13 protein-coding genes are annotated in these 15,517 nt (G+C 64.2%); 8 read left to right on the plus strand and 5 right to left on the minus strand.

The features are described 5' to 3' along the window. Nucleotides 1–29: 29 nt before the first annotated feature. The gene (locus J7396_RS17905; RefSeq protein ID WP_209261826.1) at nt 30–3,572 is read right to left on the minus strand and encodes a CheR family methyltransferase; all 3,543 of its coding nucleotides are present in this window, start codon (nt 3,570–3,572) and stop codon (nt 30–32) included. Between the two features lie 208 nt (nt 3,573–3,780). Between J7396_RS17905 and J7396_RS17910 the strand changes: the two genes are divergently transcribed. Next, nucleotides 3,781–4,161 (plus strand): response regulator, encoded by a 381-nt coding sequence (locus J7396_RS17910; protein WP_008577717.1) that lies wholly within the window; start codon nt 3,781–3,783, stop codon nt 4,159–4,161. Here J7396_RS17910 and J7396_RS17915 read toward each other — a convergent pair. Next, nucleotides 4,155–4,397, minus strand: coding sequence for a hypothetical protein (locus tag J7396_RS17915; protein ID WP_008577714.1), 243 nt, complete (start codon nt 4,395–4,397; stop codon nt 4,155–4,157). The genes J7396_RS17910 and J7396_RS17915 overlap by 7 nt on opposite strands. Next, a complete protein-coding gene (locus tag J7396_RS17920; RefSeq protein ID WP_014091160.1) occupies nt 4,394–5,677 on the minus strand; it encodes a sigma-54 dependent transcriptional regulator in 1,284 nt (427 codons plus the stop codon). The genes J7396_RS17915 and J7396_RS17920 overlap by 4 nt, the downstream gene beginning before the upstream one ends. Nucleotides 5,678–6,205: 528 nt before the next feature. On the opposite strand from J7396_RS17920, the gene J7396_RS17925 reads away from it, so the two are divergent. The 3 genes from J7396_RS17925 (at nt 6,206) to cydB (ending at nt 9,200) form a co-directional block, all read left to right on the plus strand. Beyond that, nucleotides 6,206–6,487 (plus strand): hypothetical protein, encoded by a 282-nt coding sequence (locus J7396_RS17925; RefSeq protein ID WP_008577712.1) that lies wholly within the window; start codon nt 6,206–6,208, stop codon nt 6,485–6,487. Between the two features lie 290 nt (nt 6,488–6,777). Then, complete coding sequence (locus J7396_RS17930) at nt 6,778–8,187, plus strand: cytochrome ubiquinol oxidase subunit I (protein WP_057680885.1); 1,410 nt, start codon at nt 6,778–6,780, stop codon at nt 8,185–8,187. After that, nucleotides 8,178–9,200 (plus strand): cytochrome d ubiquinol oxidase subunit II, encoded by a 1,023-nt coding sequence (gene cydB / locus J7396_RS17935; RefSeq protein WP_209261827.1) that lies wholly within the window; start codon nt 8,178–8,180, stop codon nt 9,198–9,200. Before J7396_RS17930 ends, cydB begins: the two co-directional genes overlap by 10 nt. Before the next feature lie 95 nt (nt 9,201–9,295). Here the strand turns inward: cydB and J7396_RS17940 are convergent, their stop codons facing one another. Together J7396_RS17940 and J7396_RS17945 are read right to left on the minus strand one after the other, a co-directional pair. Next, a complete protein-coding gene (locus J7396_RS17940; RefSeq protein ID WP_029820384.1) occupies nt 9,296–9,505 on the minus strand; it encodes a hypothetical protein in 210 nt (69 codons plus the stop codon). A 147-nt stretch (nt 9,506–9,652) separates the two neighbouring features. Then, nucleotides 9,653–10,294, minus strand: coding sequence for a DUF6766 family protein (locus J7396_RS17945; RefSeq protein WP_008577704.1), 642 nt, complete (start codon nt 10,292–10,294; stop codon nt 9,653–9,655). A gap of 218 nt (nt 10,295–10,512) precedes the next feature. Between J7396_RS17945 and J7396_RS17950 the strand changes: the two genes are divergently transcribed. The 4 genes from J7396_RS17950 to glf all read left to right on the plus strand — a co-directional run bounded on the left by J7396_RS17950 (nt 10,513) and on the right by glf (nt 15,441). Further along, a complete protein-coding gene (locus tag J7396_RS17950; protein WP_008577702.1) occupies nt 10,513–11,379 on the plus strand; it encodes an SDR family oxidoreductase in 867 nt (288 codons plus the stop codon). A 489-nt stretch (nt 11,380–11,868) separates the two neighbouring features. Beyond that, a complete protein-coding gene (gene galE, locus J7396_RS17955) occupies nt 11,869–13,038 on the plus strand; it encodes a UDP-glucose 4-epimerase GalE (RefSeq protein WP_209261828.1) in 1,170 nt (389 codons plus the stop codon). Between the two features lie 37 nt (nt 13,039–13,075). After that, entirely contained in the window at nt 13,076–14,260 is a 1,185-nt protein-coding gene (locus J7396_RS17960) for a glycosyltransferase family 1 protein (protein WP_209261829.1), read from the plus strand. After that, nucleotides 14,257–15,441, plus strand: coding sequence for a UDP-galactopyranose mutase (glf, locus tag J7396_RS17965; protein WP_008577697.1), 1,185 nt, complete (start codon nt 14,257–14,259; stop codon nt 15,439–15,441). Before J7396_RS17960 ends, glf begins: the two co-directional genes overlap by 4 nt. Nucleotides 15,442–15,517 lie beyond the last annotated feature (76 nt).

Genomic DNA, 15,517 nt, shown 5'->3' on the forward strand with positions numbered 1-15,517 from the left:
CCCCGCAGGCCCGAGGTCTGCGGTCCAACTCACCCGTTCACCGGATTGAGCGGCAACTGGATCTCGCATTCCAGGCGCGTGTCGCTGAGCTCGTAGCGCGTCTGCGCGCCATGGCTATAGGGCAAGGCATTTTCGATCAGCCGGCGCCCGAAGCCGCCGGCCTCATCACGGTCGCCGCGCAGCTGCTGGCTGGCGCCTTCTTCGATCCACAACAGCTTGAGGCGCGCAGGCGTATCGCCGCCGGAGACGACCTCCCAACGGATCGACAAGGTGCCGGTCTCCACCGCCAGCGGGCCATGCTTGAGCGCGTTGGTGGCCAATTCGTGCAACGCCAATGCCAGCGTCTGTACGGCGGATTTGCGCAACGCCACGTTCGGTCCCTCCACCACGATGCGTCTTTGATCCGGCTCGGCCCCCAGCGCATCCAGTTCCATGCGCAGCAAGGCGCCGATGGTGGTGGGCATATTGTCCGATTGCGACAGCAGCCCCTGCACGCGTGACAACGCGGCCAGCCGGTCTTCGAACTTGGCCGCAAACTCGGGCATGCTCTGGCTGGCCTGTACGGTCTGCTTGGCCACCGACTGCACCACCGTGATCAGATTGCGCGTGCGGTGCTGCAACTCGGCCACCAATACGCGCTGTTCTTCCTGCAGGCGGCGCAGGTTGTCCGACTCGGTGGAGGTGCCCAGCCATTCCAGCACCTGGCCGCGTTCATCGCGTACCGGAGCGCTGCGCGTATGAAACCAGCGGTAACCTTGTTCGGCCGCATTGAACAGGCGGTGTTCGATATCCAGCCCGCCGCTGGACGCACTTCCCAGCCAGGCATTCATGGTCGGCTGGCGATCGTCCGGGTGAACCGCCTGCAACCAGCCCAGCTCCAGGCTTTCGGCATCGCCCTGGCCGGTGTAGCTGGACCACTGCGGGCTGGACCAGGTCCAGCGGCCGCCATCGAGCGAGCGCCACACCAGCTGCGGGATGCCTTCCATCAAGGTGCGCAGGCGTTGCTCGCTGCTGCGTAGCGCACGCTCGGCGCGCGTGAGCGGGGTGACGTCCATGAAGGTCAGCACCGCACCACCGATGAAATTGTCCACGGTGCGATACGGCAGCACGCGCACCATGTAGCGCGCATGCGTGGTGGGGTTTTCGACCTCGCGATCGAGCACCGCCAGGGTGCGGATCACCCGGCGCGCATCGTCTTGCAGTTCGTCGTAATCCACATGCAGCTTGATGTGGCTGATCGGGCGATGGATATCGCTTTCCACCAGCGGCAGGATGTCGGTGACGGCCGGCGTGAAGTTGGTGACGCGCAATTCGTTGTCCAAAAACACGGTAGCGATCTGGGTGCTTTCCAGCAGGTTCTTCAGATCGCTGTTGGCATGCGCCAGCTCCTGCACGCGATGGGCCAGCTCACCGTTGACGGTGGTCACTTCCTCGTTGACCGATTGCAGCTCTTCCTTGGAGGTTTCCAGCTCCTCGTTGGCGCTCTGCAGTTCTTCGTTGAGCGACTGATATTCCTCGTTGGAAGACTTGAGCTCCTCGTTGGTGCTTTCCAGCTCTTCGATCATCGATTGCAGGCGCTCGCGGGTGATGCGCAGCTCGTTCTCCAGCACTTGCACATGCCCATCGTCGTGCACGCTGTCGTGTGGGGCGGGCAGCTCCACCGGTTCGCGCGCTTCCACTTCCTGGAACAGCACCACGTAGCCGCGCGGCACCTCCGAGTCGGCGGTCGGCTCGACGAACAGGTTCACCGCCCAGGTCGCCGCATCTTCGTGCACCTGGATGCCCTTGACGTGCACCGGTGAGCGGTCGCGTTCGGCGCGGCTGAGCGCGCTGCGCAAGTCCAGGCGCAAATCGCGATGGATCAGGTTGAGCAGGTTGAGGCTGGGGGTGCCGCCGCCAGGACGGATGAAGCGCCCCGCCTGCGACGAGAAATGCAGCACCTCGAACTGCTCGTCCAGCACCGCATACGCCGGCGCATAACGGTCGGCGATGCGCTCGCCGGCGCGCACCAACGCATTGCTGGACGTGCGCTGCCGCTGCGGTGGTGCAGGCACCCTGGCGGCCGCAGCCGGCTGCATGGTCGGGAATGTTGCATGCACGTTGCTCTGCGCATCGATGCGCTGGAAGACCCGAAAGCTGCGCTCGACCGGCGTAAACAACTGCGCGTGCCGCGAGACGTTTTCGGCATTGCCCAGGAACAGGTAGCCGCCCGGACGGATGGCGAAATGAAAGATCGGGATCACCCGATTCTGCAATTCGGCATCCAGATAGATCAGCAGATTGCGGCACGACACCATATCCAGCCGCGAAAACGGCGGGTCCTTGACGATGCTGTGCTGGGAGAACACGCACAGCTCGCGCAGCTCCTTGCTCACCACATAGGTGTCGCCTTCCTTGACGAACCAGCGCCGCAGCCGTTCGGGTGCAACTTCACCGACGATGCTGGAGGCATAGCGCCCCACCCGTGCAGTGGCCAGTGCGCGCCCGTCGATATCGCTGGCGAAGATCTGGATGCGTGGCGCGGTGTCCAGGGTTTCGGCGTGTTCGCGCAGCAGCATCGCCAGCGAATAGGCCTCTTCGCCCGTGGAGCAGCCCAGCACCCAGATGCGCAGGCTGTCGCCGGTGTGCTTGCCCTGGAACAACCGCGGAATCACCTGCTGCTCGAGGAATTCGAACTCGCGGCGGTCGCGAAAGAACTTGGTCACGCCGATCAGCAGGTCGTTGAACAGCTGCAACGGTTCGTCGAAACGATTGCGCAACACCTCCAGATACTGCTCCAGCGTTTCCACCTGCGCGACCTGCATGCGCCGCTGCACGCGGCGCAGGAAGGTGGCGCGTTTGTAGCCATGAAAATCGTGGCCGGTGGTATTGCGCAGGATGGCGGCGACCTGGCTGAGCTTGTCGCTCTCGCTGCCATTGCGCACGCCGGTCGGCACCGGATGACCGTAGCCGTGATGGCGTTGCATGTGCGCCGCGATACGCGCGGCGATCTGTGGCAGGGGCAGGATGTCGTCGGTGATGGCGGCCGGGTTGCTGGCACTGCGCAGGTCCAGCCCATGCAGTGCGGCATCGTCCACGGCCAGCGCCAGACCGCCGCACTCACGGATCGCCGCGGTCCCCAGCGTGCCGTCGCCGTCGAAGCGCCCCACGATCAGGCCGATCACATTGCCGTCCTGATCGTGCGCCATCGAGACGAAGAAGCTGTCGATCAACCCGTGGTCGCTCTCCCCACCGGGCAAGGCGCGCAGACGGATGCGCCCTTCCTCCAGCGTGACGACCGTATCGGCCGGCGGCAGATAGAAGCGCCCCGGTTGCAGCCGGTCGCCATCGCTGGGTACCGACAGCAGGGTGGCCTGACTGCCAAGCAGTTCGCGCAGGCGTGCCTCATCCAATAATTGGCGGTCGCGCAACAGCAGCATGATGGCCAGATTCGACGCGCCAGCAATCGCATCGAGCAATTCTGCCAGGCGATCGGCGTCCATGCCGGCGGCGCCCACGCCAAGCACGAACAAGGGCGGCTGCGTGTTCGCATCCGTAGCGATGTCGTTGTTGGAAGTTTCGTCGTCGGTCATGGCGGCACTATCGTTGCAATGCTGGATTCAAGCGCAATCGGCCATGATCGCGTAAAGCGCGGCGGACTACCATGCAGCACATGCGTCATCGCGTGCGCACATTGCAGAGACCGGTCCTGGAAGCGTCTGCTTGCGCGCGGCGTTAACCTGCAGTGCGAGCACCATGCGCACGCGTGTTGTCCGAAACGCCACTGCTTTGGAGCCTGTCATGCACGACACTGCACTTGCCGGCCGCCGCATTCTTGTTGTCGAGGACGATTACTTGCTGGCCGAATCGCTCAACGACTTGTTGGTGGAAGCTGGCATCAACGTGGTGGGGCCGGTCGGCAGTGTGCCTGACGCGCTTTCGCTGGTAGCGTCAGGTCAGGCCATCGATGGTGCCTTGCTGGATGTCAACGTGCGCGGCCAGGCGGTGTTTCCGGTCGCCGATGCATTGATGGAGCGCGGCGTGCCGTTTTCGTTCTGCTCCGGCTACGACCGCTATACGCTGCCGCAGCGCTTTGCGCATCTGTCGTACTGCATGAAGCCCTACAACCCGCGCACGATCACCAGCTTGCTCAGCCACCAGACCGAGTTGGCCGATCACTGATCGGTGCAGGCGGGCTGGGCGCTCTCGCCCGGTTCCACGCCGGGCTGCTGCAAGGCGCGCTCCTGCTCGCCAAGCTGGTTGAGCAGTTCAACGGCGGACTGATGCGCCGTGCGCAGCGTCTCCAGCGGCTTAGACGTTTCGTTGCGCAACGCATACAACGCAAAACCCATCACGTTGAGCCGGTTGCGCAACTGGTGCAGCAGCTCACGCCGCTGCCCACGCGGTGCCTCGCTCACTCCGCACCCTTGTCGCTGAGACGGTTGTGCAAGGTGCGCACGCTGATGCCCAGTTCGCGTGCGGCGGCCTTCTTGTTGAAGCGGGTGCGCGCCAGTGCCGATTCGATCATCGCGTCTTCGGCCTGACGCATGGTCCAGCCGGCAGGAATCAGCAAGCCGTCCTGGTCGGCCTGCGGCACGGTCTGCTCCACATCCGGGGCGCTCAACAGATCGCCATCGGAGCGCAGATACAGGTAGTGGATGAACGAGCGCAGTTCGCGCACGTTGCCTGGCCAGGCATGGTATGCCAAGTAGCGCAGCAACGACTTGGTCGGCAACTTGCGCTTGCCATACTTGACGTTGAGCTCGTCGATCACGCGTAAGCCAAGCAGGCGCGCATCGCCGCGGCGCTCGCGCAGCGGCGGCACCTGGATCGGGTATTCATTGAGACGGTAGAACAGGTCTTCACGCAGCACCGCCTGCTCGCGCTGCACGTGCTGGTGGGTGGCTGCCACCACGCGCGCATCCAGTGCGATTTCCTCGTTGCCGCCCACGCGCATGAAGCTGCGCGATTCGATCACCCGCAGCAGATACACCTGCAGCCGCTTGGGCATCTCGCCGATTTCATCCAGGAACAGCGTGCCGCCTGCGGCCTGCTCCAGGAATCCGGCATGCCGACGGTCGGCGCCGGTGAAGCTGCCGCGCTCGTGGCCGAACAACTGGCTGGCCAGCAACTCTTCCGGAATGGCACCGCAGTTGACCGGCACGAAACGGCCGCGGCGACCGGACACACGGTGGATGGCGCGCGCCACCAGATCCTTGCCGGTACCGGTTTCGCCGGTCACCAGTACATTCAGATCGGTCGGCGCCACGCGCACGATGTCCTTGCGCAGCATGACGATGCTGTCGCTGTTGCCAACGATGCCCAGGTTGCCCTGCTGCGCTTCGCGCAGTCCCCCGAGCACCCGCTCCAGGCGTTCGGGCGCGAACGGCTTGGTCAGGAATTCGCTGACCCCGAACTGCTGCGCCCGACCCTGGGTTTCGCGCGCGTAATCGCCCGAGACCACGACGATCTGCGGGGTGTGGTCCGGGTCGAGCCGCTCGATCAGGTCGAAACCGCTGCCGTCCGGCAGGCCAACATCCACCACCAACAGGTCGGGAAAGTTGCTGTCCAGCCAGCGGCTGGCTTCGCCAAGGGTGTGGATGCCCTTGGCACGGAAGCCGCTATCGGTGGCGAGTTCAACCACCTGATCGCAAAACTCCACGTCGTCGTCGATGATGGCGCAGGAAAGACGGTCCATGAGCGCTTCTGTCCGCAATGACTGATACATGTTCAGTTGAGAATTGTGACGGCCGCGCGAAATGCGCTGACACACCACATCGGAAATTGCCTGCTGCTGTCACGTTCTGTGGTGCGGCGCTCTTCCCCCAGTCGAGCCCGCCCTGACGGCTGTGGGCGAAGTACGCATGGAAGCGCTCGATTGCGCCAGTGCCAAGCGTCACGCTCTGGGTCGGTCGCCGCTTCGAGAATGCCGAAACGCCAAGGAGTGCAAGGTTTGCCGCGGCAGCCGCCGGTCCACCGACGGGTGCGGTCTTGATCGAGCGCTGGCTGAGCTCGCTTGCGTGCCTGCATCGGAGCCAGGATACCAGCCGGGGCTGACGTAACCCGACGCCACCATGGCGCCGCATGAACCCGTCAGGAAACTGCATCGGTCCACTGGGTTACCCACAGCCTACGCACCGCTCGTGGAGAGGGCGTGCACAACGCACTCACGCGTTCCTTCCACGGTGCGGCGAACACTCGCTCGATCCAGCGAGCGAGGTGTCCCATGCACGCAGTCTCGGCGCCCGTGCAGGCCGATGTGCAAACCGAATTGGAGTACTGGCGTGGCGAGCACCGCCGGGGCCAGCTTGGCTATCACGCCTTCGACGGCATTCCCGAAGGCACGATCCGGGCGGTCTGCGCGGCATACAACGCACGCCCCGACCTGACCGATGCAGAAGCGGTCAAGGCCGTGCGCGATGCGCTGTGCCTGACTCCCGGCTCGATGAATGCCGTGCTCGCCGATTGGCTGGCGCCGCGTTGCCTGCGCCACCTCCGCCAAGCGTGATGCAGCTACAGGTTGGGCCCGCTTGATTGGTGCGGTGCACGCCTGCCGTGCTTGGAAGGGGCTCTTCGGGCCTGCAAGGTATCGCACGGTGCGTCAGTTCACTCTTTTTCGCGCGTGATGGGCGCAGGCTTGTCATTGGCACCACGCGTCTGCACGCGGTGGCGGCATGCGTGCCCAGGTGCCCGTTGTTCGCGCACGCTGCAGGTGCCAGCTGCGCTTGCCCGGCCTGCGCCGCATGCCGCGGCCGTGGTGTCGGCGCCGCCGCATACCGCCAGGCATAGGAGAAACCTGTGGAAGCGCTGCTGCTGTCCCGTATCCAGTTCGCCTTCGTCATTTCGTTCCATGTGCTGTTTCCGGCCTTCACCATCGGCCTGGCGAACCTGCTCGGGTTTCTGGAATGGCGTTGGCTGCGCACGCACGACGAGGCCTGGAAGCGGCTGTACTTCTTCTGGTTGCGGATCTTTGCGGTGTCTTTCGGCATGGGCGTGGTCAGCGGCATCGTCATGGCCTTCCAGTTCGGCGCCAACTGGCCCGAGCTGAGCCGCATTGCCGGCAGCGTGATCGGCCCGCTGCTGAGCTATGAAGTGCTCACTGCCTTCTTCCTGGAAGCCAGCTTCCTGGGGGTAATGCTGTTCGGCTGGGGCCGGGTCTCCGAACGCCTGCACTTTTTCGCCACCTGCATGGTGGCGATCGGCACGCTGGTGTCCACGTTCTGGATCTTGTCGTCCAACAGCTGGCTGCACACCCCGCGTGGCTACGCGATGGTCAACGGCATCGTGCAGCCGGTCAGCTGGCTGCAGATCATCTTTAACCCGTCGTTTCCGTATCGCCTGGTCCATATGGCGCTGGGTTCGTTCATCACCACCTGCTTTGTGGTTGGCGGCGTCGGCGCTTACTACCTGCGCAAAGGGCTGCATGTGGATGCCGGCGCCCGCATGTTGCGCTTGTCGGTGGCATTTGCCGCCATCGTGTTGCCCATCCAGGTCCTGGTAGGCGACCAGCACGGGCTCAACACATTGGAGCATCAACCGCTCAAGGTCGCCGCGATGGAGGCGCACTGGCACAGCGAAAGCGATGGCGCCGGCGTGCCGTTGGTGGTGTTTGCGCTGCCCAACGCACAGGCCGAGCGCAACGACTATGAGGTGGCCATCCCGCGCCTGGGCAGCCTGATCCTGACCCACAGTGCAGACGGCGACATTACGCCGCTGACGTCGGTGCCGCGCGATCAACGCCCGCCGGTGGCTCCGGTGTTCTTTGCCTTCCGCATCATGGTGGGCCTGGGGATGGCGATGCTGTTGCTGGCGTGGATCTCGGCCATTGCCTGGTGGCGTGGACGCCTGCATGCCAGGCCGCTGATCCTGGCCTGGAACCTCATGCTGCCGGCTGGATTCATGGCGCTGGTGGCTGGCTGGTTCGTCACCGAGATCGGGCGCCAGCCGTGGGTGGTGTACGGGCTGTTGCGTACTGCCGATGCGGTGGGCCCGCAATCGACTGCGACAGTGGCGGTCTCGCTGCTGGTGTATCTGCTGGGCTATGCGTTCGTATTCGGCTTCGGAATCTTTTATCTGACCAAGCTGGTCCGTGCCGGGCCGCAACCCAGCCGCGACGGGCCGGATGTGGCCGGCGGCGAACACACGCCGGCACGCCCGCTGTCCGCGGCAGATACATCACTGGAACAGGAGAACACGCCATGGAACTGAACTACTGGTTGCCGGTGGTGTGGTTTGGCGTGATCGGCTTCGGCGTGCTGATGTACGTGGTGCTGGACGGCTTCGTGCTCGGGCTGGGCATGCTGGCGCCCTTCGCGCGCGACGAACAGGAAGTGGACCTGATGATGAACACCGCCGCGCCCATCTGGGACGGCAACGAAACCTGGCTGGTGCTTGGCGGCGCCGGCCTGTTCGCTGCGTTTCCCACGGCGTATGCGGTGATCCTGTCCGGCCTATATCTGCCGGTGCTGTTGATGGTGATGGCGCTGGTGTTTCGTGGGGTGGCGTTCGAATTCCGTTTCAAGGCGCAGCGCTCGCGTCGATTGTGGACGTTATCGTTCATCGCCGGCTCGATTCTGACCGCCTTCGCGCAAGGCATCATCCTCGGCGCGCTGGTGGAAGGCATGCCATTGGACAACGGGCGCTACACCGGCGGCGTGTTCGGCTGGTTCAGCCCGTTCACCATCCTCACCGGTGCTGCGCTGGTGTTCGGCTATGCGCTGCTCGGCAGCACCTGGCTGATCCTCAAGACCGATGGGCGCACCCATACCTTGGCGCGGCAATTGACCAAGCCGCTGGTGGGCGTGGTGGTCACCTTCGTCGTGCTGGTCAGCGCGTGGCTGCCGTTCCTGAGCTCGCATGTGATGGCGCGCTGGTTCGAACATGGCAATTTCTGGTGGCTGTCGCCGATTCCGCTGATGACCGCAGCCGTAGCGCTTGCGCTCTGGCGCAGCAGCGACAGCTCGCGCAGCGATGCGTGGCCCTTCCTGCTGACGCTGGCGATCTTCGTGTTGGGCTTCATCGGCCTGGTGTTGGGCATGTGGCCGTATCTGGTGCCACCGAGCTACACGATCTGGCAGGCGGCCTCGCCACCCTCTTCGCAAATCTTTCCGATGGTGGGCCTGGCGGTACTGCTGCCACTGGTGCTCGGCTATACGGTGTGGTCGTACCGCGTGTTCCGCGGCAAGATCACCGCCGATGTGGGCTATCACCATCATCACTGAGCGAGAGTGCGGCACGCAGGCGTGTGCACCATGCGAGGCGTTGCGGCAGATGTCTTCAGACAACCCAACAGCGCCCGCGTTGCGGGCGGTGTGCTTCAGCGTTTTTCCGATCCGTCCGGCCGTTCGTAGTCGTGTTCGGGGTCGGCCTTGTTGACCTCGGGATCTTCGTCGGGCATGTCGTGCACCTTCCATTCGACATCCTCGTTGCGACGCTCCTGTGGCGTAAACGGCTTTTTCTGATCGTCTTCCGGGCCCCATGGTTTTTTCGGTTCGCTGCTCATGCTCGTCTCCTGCGTGGTCGTCATGACCCAACGCTAGGCGCGCAGGCATTGCGAGGTGGTGAACGAAGCCCGGTGGTGGCGTGAAGTGCGTGTGGCGATGTACTCCCCGCACCGGAGAGCACAGGCTCCGGCTGCGTACCCTTCGCCGCCTCGCAAAGGGCTCAAGCCGCGTTACCCGCCGGTCTGCGAATGCGGCGCCTCGACCGGCTTGGACTGCGGCGAATCCTTCTGCCGCAACCAGATGGTCAACACCACCAGCGAGAACACCGCCAGGAACTCGCTCTGCCAGTTCTGCATCGATTCGAACCAGAACGCTGCGCTGGTGAAATGCTCCAAGACCGTGATGGGCGGCAAGCCCTTCTGCGCACGTTCCACCACCTCCAGTCGCCAACTGCCGACCAGATGCAGCGCAAAGCTCATCAGGAACAGCGCTCCGAACGCGATGGCCAGCGAATGGTCGTACAGCCGTCGCCATATCCCGCCGGCACGCACCGGCCAGGGCGTGGTGCCAGGCTTGATCTCAACGCTTTCTTCAGCCGGATCGAGCGGGCGCGATTCGGCAGAGCCCACCTGCCGCAACTTCACGGTGAGCAACACGTACATGCCCATCTGCAGGAACTCGCTCTCCCAGTTTTCGAACAGTGCCGACATGAAATGCGGGCTGTGCAGATACGCAGACAGCAGCAGCGTCGGCTGCCCCTGCTCGCGCAATTCGTCGTTGTATGCATGCAACCCGGCATAGATCTGGCAACCGATGAAGAAGATGGTCAACGCAAGCAGACACAACGACAGCCCGTTACGACGCAAGAACATGGATGACCTCCTGACGATGCGCGCAGTATCGAGCGTCCTGGGCAAAACCGCATGAAGTTTGCGTGCAACCGCGCTGTTCCGCATGCCGCGCGATGGCTGACTGCCACGCACAGGGCGCAACCCGCAACACACCACGCGCACATCGTTTAGCCCGGACGTTTACGTTTGCGCGACCACACTGGCGTGCAACCAACGACTTCCACTGCCAGGAGACCACGATGCCCGTACCCAACTATCCACGCCCCCCCTTCAAGCCACAGCAGCAGAGCTTTCCCGGACGCACCGAGAAGATGGACCCGCGCCCGGACCATGGCGAAGACAGCTACGTTGGCCACGGCCAGTTGAAGGGCAAGCGCGCATTGATTACCGGTGGCGACAGCGGCATCGGCGCTGCGGTTGCCATCGCCTATGCACGCGAAGGCGCAGACGTGGCCATCGCCTTCCTTCCCGACGAGCAGGAAGATGCAGCGCGCATTGGCGCGCTGATCGAAAAGGCCGGCGTCAAGGCGCTGCTGGTGGGATGCGACATCAGCGACCCCGGCCAGGCAGCGGCCTTGATCGACAAGGTCAACAGCACGCTGGGCGGCCTGGATATCCTGGTCAACAACGCCGGTTACCAGAAGTACTTCGAGACCTTCGAAGACATCACCCTGGACGAATGGCGCAAGACCTTCGACACCAACGTGCATGCGGCCTTCAATCTGGTACGCCTGTCGGTACCGTTGATGACCGATGGCGGCTCCATCATCAATACCGCCTCGGTGCAATCGAAGAAACCCACGCCCAACATCCTGCCCTACGCCGCGACCAAGGGTGCGCTGGCCAACCTCACCATCGGCCTGGCCGGCGTGCTGGCGGAGAAGAACATCCGCGTCAATGCGGTGCTGCCGGGCCCAATCTGGACACCCTTCATTCCCTCCGGCATGGATGAAGAGTCGGTGGAAAACTTCGGCGGGCAGACGCCCATGGGGCGTCCAGGTCAGCCGGTCGAGCTGGCATCGGCTTACGTGATGCTGGCGGCCGACACGGCCAGTTACACATCGGGCACCTTGCTGACCATTTCTGGCGGCGCAGTCACGCTGTAACGCTGTAACGCTGTAACGCTGTAACGCTGTAACGCTGTAACGCTGTAACGCTGTAACGCTGTCGCATTATTGCCACGCCCGCGTCGCTGATCGAGCGACGCGGGCTTTTTATTGGCTCAATCTTTTAGGTGAACGCTCAGCGCTCACCAGCGCATGCCACGTCGCGTCTGCTTGCCCGTGCAGTCGTTCGGGCGCATTGCGACAGCGCGCAAAAAACGCACAGCCAAGGTGAGTTTCCGGTCAACGTTGCGCTCGCGTGGCACGCACCCGTTCCTGCGATTGCTCTCACGGTCGGCCTCCTACCGTAGGTGGCGTTGGAACGTGATGCACCACACCTCTCCAAACAGTGCTGCCCGCCACGCCTGCGTGGCGCAGGCGCGAACCCACTGCTGGCGCAACGACATCGCCCCCATGCATCGACGCATGCGGCGTGATGCATCCGCGCCATTGGCAGGCCAGCGCAGTAGCGCCCCCATAAGGCAGACAACAATGCGAATTCTGGTCACCGGCGGCACCGGCTATATCGGCTCACACACCTGCGTGGAACTGGCGCGGCGCGGTCATGACGTGTGCATTGTCGATAATTTGAGCAACTCCTCCGAGCGCGTGCTCGACCATCTGCAGCATCTGATGGGGTTCCGCCCGGAGTTTCATCGCATGGATGTGCGTGCGCCCGAGCTTGCCGACTTGTTGATCAGCGAGCGCATCGACGCCGTCCTGCATTTTGCCGCACTCAAGGCCGTTGGCGAATCGGTGCGCGAGCCGCTGCTGTACTTCAACAACAACGTCACCGGCACGCTGGCGCTGCTACGCGCGATGCGGACTGCCAAGGTGTGCAACCTGGTGTTCAGCTCGTCGGCCACCGTGTATGGCGACGCCAACCGCAGCCCGATCGACGAAAGCGCGCCGCTGAAGGCGATCAACCCCTACGGGCGCACCAAGCTGATGATGGAAGAAATGATCGGCGACCTCAGCGCCGCGTGGCCGGATTTCAACGCGGCGTTGCTGCGCTACTTCAACCCGGTGGGTGCGCACCCCAGCGGGTATCTGGGCGAAGATCCGCGAGGCGTACCGAACAACCTGATGCCCTACATCGCACAGGTGGCAGTGGGGCGTCGCGCGGCATTGCAGGTCTTCGGCGACGACTATCCCACCGACGACGGCACCGGCGTGCGCGACTATCTGCATGTGATGGATCTGGCGCGCGCGCATGTGGATGCCATCGATTACCTGCAGCGCGAACGCAAGGGCCTGGTGGTCAATCTGGGCACCGGGCGCGGCTACAGCGTGCGCGAGGTGGCGGCCGCGTTCGCGCGCGCCAGTGGCAGGCGCATTCCGCTGAGCATTGCGCCACGTCGCGATGGCGATGTGGCGGTGTACTTCGCCAGCACTGCGCTGGCCAACCGGCTGCTGGGCTGGACCGCGGAATACGACCTGGACCGCATGTGCCGCGATACCTGGCGCTGGCAATCGATGCACCCGGATGGCTACGCCGGTTCGCGTCTTCCGCGCCCGGGCTCCGCGGCGGCCGTGCCCGAACGCGACAGTGCGCGCGAGCTGCCGACATCACCGCGCCGGCGACCGCCCGGTCCGGACACGCGCCGTCGCAGCGAGCCGGTACGCACGCTGGCGGTCGCCGATGGTTTCTCCGGCGCGTAATGCGCAACGACCCGTTTCTTTCCTACGAGGGCATTCCATGAGTTGGGCTGGCCAGTTCCAATACGCGATCGGCAAGACCCGCCGCGCGGTTCCATCCGACAGCACGCCGCAGTTCGATCCGGCGCGGCCCACGCTGTTGTGTCTGTCGCATCTGCGCTGGAGTTTTGTCTATCAGCGCCCGCAGCACCTGATGTCGCGCTTTGCACGCAATGCCAATGTGCTGTTCTGGGAGGAGCCCATCGCCTGCGATGCAGCCGAACCCTGGCTGGAGGTGGGTGGCCAAGAGCACGGCGTGCACGTCTTGGTGCCGCGCCTGCCCGTCGGGTGCGGGGGCGAGGAGGCCGTGCAGGTGCAACGGCGCCTGCTGGACGGCTACCTGGCCGAGCTTGGCGTACGCGACCTGCTGCTGTGGTACTACACGCCGATGAGCCAGAGCTTCAGTGCGCATCTGCGTGCGCGCATGGTCATCTACGACTGCATGGACGAGCTGTCGGCCTTTCGTGGCGCGCCCCCGGAGCTGGTCCAACGCGAGCGCGCACTGCTGCAGCGCGCCGATGTGGTCTTCACCGGCGGCTACAGCATTTGGGAGGCCAAGCGCGCGTTGCACGCCAATGCACACGCGTTCCCCAGTAGCGTGGACGTGGCGCACTTCGCCGCCGCGCGCACGCCGCAGCAGGAGCCTGACGACCAGGCCGGCATCGCGCACCCGCGGCTGGGTTTCTATGGTGTCATCGACGAGCGGTTCGACGTCGAGCTGCTACGCGCGATCGCGACGCAGCGGCCGCACTGGCAATTGGTGATGATTGGCCCGGTGGTCAAGATCGACCCCTCCGAGCTGCCGCAGGCCACCAACATCTACTATCTGGGCGGCAAGACCTACGACGAACTGCCTGGTTATCTCTCCGGCTGGGAGGTGGCGTTGATGCCGTTTGCGATGAATGCCTCCACCCGCTTCATCAGCCCGACCAAGACACCCGAATACCTCGCTGGCGGCTGCCCAGTGGTGTCCACGCCAATCCACGATGTGGTGCGCACCTATGGCGACACCGGCGTGGTGCGCATTGCCGCGACCGCCGACGCGTTCGTCGCCGCGTGCGAAGCCGCACTGCAGGACAGTGCAGATCGCGCGCAGTTGCTCGACCGCGCCGATGCCGTGCTGGGCGACATGTCCTGGGACCACACCTACGACCTGATGAAGGAGACGCTTTCTTGGACGCAATGACCCCGCCGGCCGCCGCGCCGCTCGCCGCCCGTCGCACGCGCGGCAATGCACGGCGTGGTTTCGATTACCTCATCGTCGGCGCAGGATTTGCCGGCAGCGTGTTGGCCGAACGGCTGGCCGCCGGCCTCGGCAAGCGCGTGCTGGTGGTCGACCGTCGCCCGCATATCGGCGGCAACGCCTACGATTTCCATGACGATGCCGGCGTGCTGATCCATCGTTATGGTCCGCATATCTTCCACACCAACGCGCAGCGCATCGTGGATTACCTGTCCAATTTCACCCAATGGCGTCCGTATGCGCACCGCGTGCTTGCGCAGGTGGGAGACCAGCAGGTGCCGATCCCCATCAACATGACCACGTTGAACCGCCTGTACGGCCTGCAACTCAGCAGCGAAGAACAGGCCGCAGCGTTCCTGGCCAGCCGCGCCGAGCCGGTGGCCGATATCCGGACCAGCGAAGATGTGGTGGTCAATCAGGTGGGCCGCGAGCTCTATGAAACCTTCTTTCGCGGCTATACGCGCAAGCAGTGGGGGCTGGATCCGTCGCAGCTGGACAAGTCGGTGACCTCGCGCGTGCCCACCCGTACCAACGACGACGACCGCTACTTCACCGACACCTTCCAGCAGATGCCGCTGCACGGCTATACGCGCATGTTCGAGCGCATGCTCGATCACCCCAACATCAAGGTGATGCTCAATACCGACTACCGCGAGATCTGCGACGAGCTGGAGTACGACCAGCTGGTGTACAGCGGGCCGGTGGACGAATACTTCGACTATTGCTACGGCAAGCTGCCGTACCGCTCGCTCAGGTTCGAGCACAGCACGCTCGATCAGGAGCACTTCCAGGCGGTGGCCACGGTCAATTATCCGGACGAAGCGGTGGCCTACACGCGCATCACCGAATACAAGCACCTCACCGGCCAGCAACATCCCAACACCAGCATCACCCGCGAGTATCCTTCGGCCGAGGGCGACCCGTATTATCCGATTCCACGCGCGGAGAACGCAGAGCTGTATCGGCGTTACGAACGCCTGGCCGCCGAGACGCCCAAGGTGACCTTCCTTGGCCGGCTGGGTACCTACAAGTACTACAACATGGATCAGGTGGTCGGCCAGGCGTTGGCCTTGTACAAGCGCATCGAAGACGCCGAGCCGCGGCGCGCCGAGCTGGCGGTCTGACAACGCACGCCCCGCCCTGCAGCACCGTGGCTGCAGGGCAGTTATCGACGCATCGCTGCAACCCAGCGGCGCGCGC

It is taken from the genome of Xanthomonas sp. A1809 (assembly GCF_017746015.1).
Taxonomy (GTDB): domain Bacteria; phylum Pseudomonadota; class Gammaproteobacteria; order Xanthomonadales; family Xanthomonadaceae; genus Xanthomonas; species Xanthomonas euvesicatoria.

Bases quoted from the DNA above. Each gene is read 5' to 3' on its own strand.
- cydB (WP_209261827.1), top strand. From the start codon at position 8,178: ATGGAACTGAACTACTGGTTGCCGGTGGTGTGGTTTGGCGTGATCGGC.
- J7396_RS17950 (WP_008577702.1), top strand. From the start codon at position 10,513: ATGCCCGTACCCAACTATCCACGCCCCCCCTTCAAGCCACAGCAGCAG.
- galE (WP_209261828.1), top strand. From the start codon at position 11,869: ATGCGAATTCTGGTCACCGGCGGCACCGGCTATATCGGCTCACACACC.
- J7396_RS17905 (WP_209261826.1), bottom strand. From the start codon at position 3,572: ATGACCGACGACGAAACTTCCAACAACGACATCGCTACGGATGCGAAC.
- J7396_RS17945 (WP_008577704.1), bottom strand. From the start codon at position 10,294: ATGTTCTTGCGTCGTAACGGGCTGTCGTTGTGTCTGCTTGCGTTGACC.
- J7396_RS17940 (WP_029820384.1), bottom strand. From the start codon at position 9,505: ATGACGACCACGCAGGAGACGAGCATGAGCAGCGAACCGAAAAAACCA.
- J7396_RS17960 (WP_209261829.1), top strand. From the start codon at position 13,076: ATGAGTTGGGCTGGCCAGTTCCAATACGCGATCGGCAAGACCCGCCGC.
- glf (WP_008577697.1), top strand. From the start codon at position 14,257: ATGACCCCGCCGGCCGCCGCGCCGCTCGCCGCCCGTCGCACGCGCGGC.
- J7396_RS17910 (WP_008577717.1), top strand. From the start codon at position 3,781: ATGCACGACACTGCACTTGCCGGCCGCCGCATTCTTGTTGTCGAGGAC.
- J7396_RS17920 (WP_014091160.1), bottom strand. From the start codon at position 5,677: ATGGACCGTCTTTCCTGCGCCATCATCGACGACGACGTGGAGTTTTGC.
- J7396_RS17925 (WP_008577712.1), top strand. From the start codon at position 6,206: ATGCACGCAGTCTCGGCGCCCGTGCAGGCCGATGTGCAAACCGAATTG.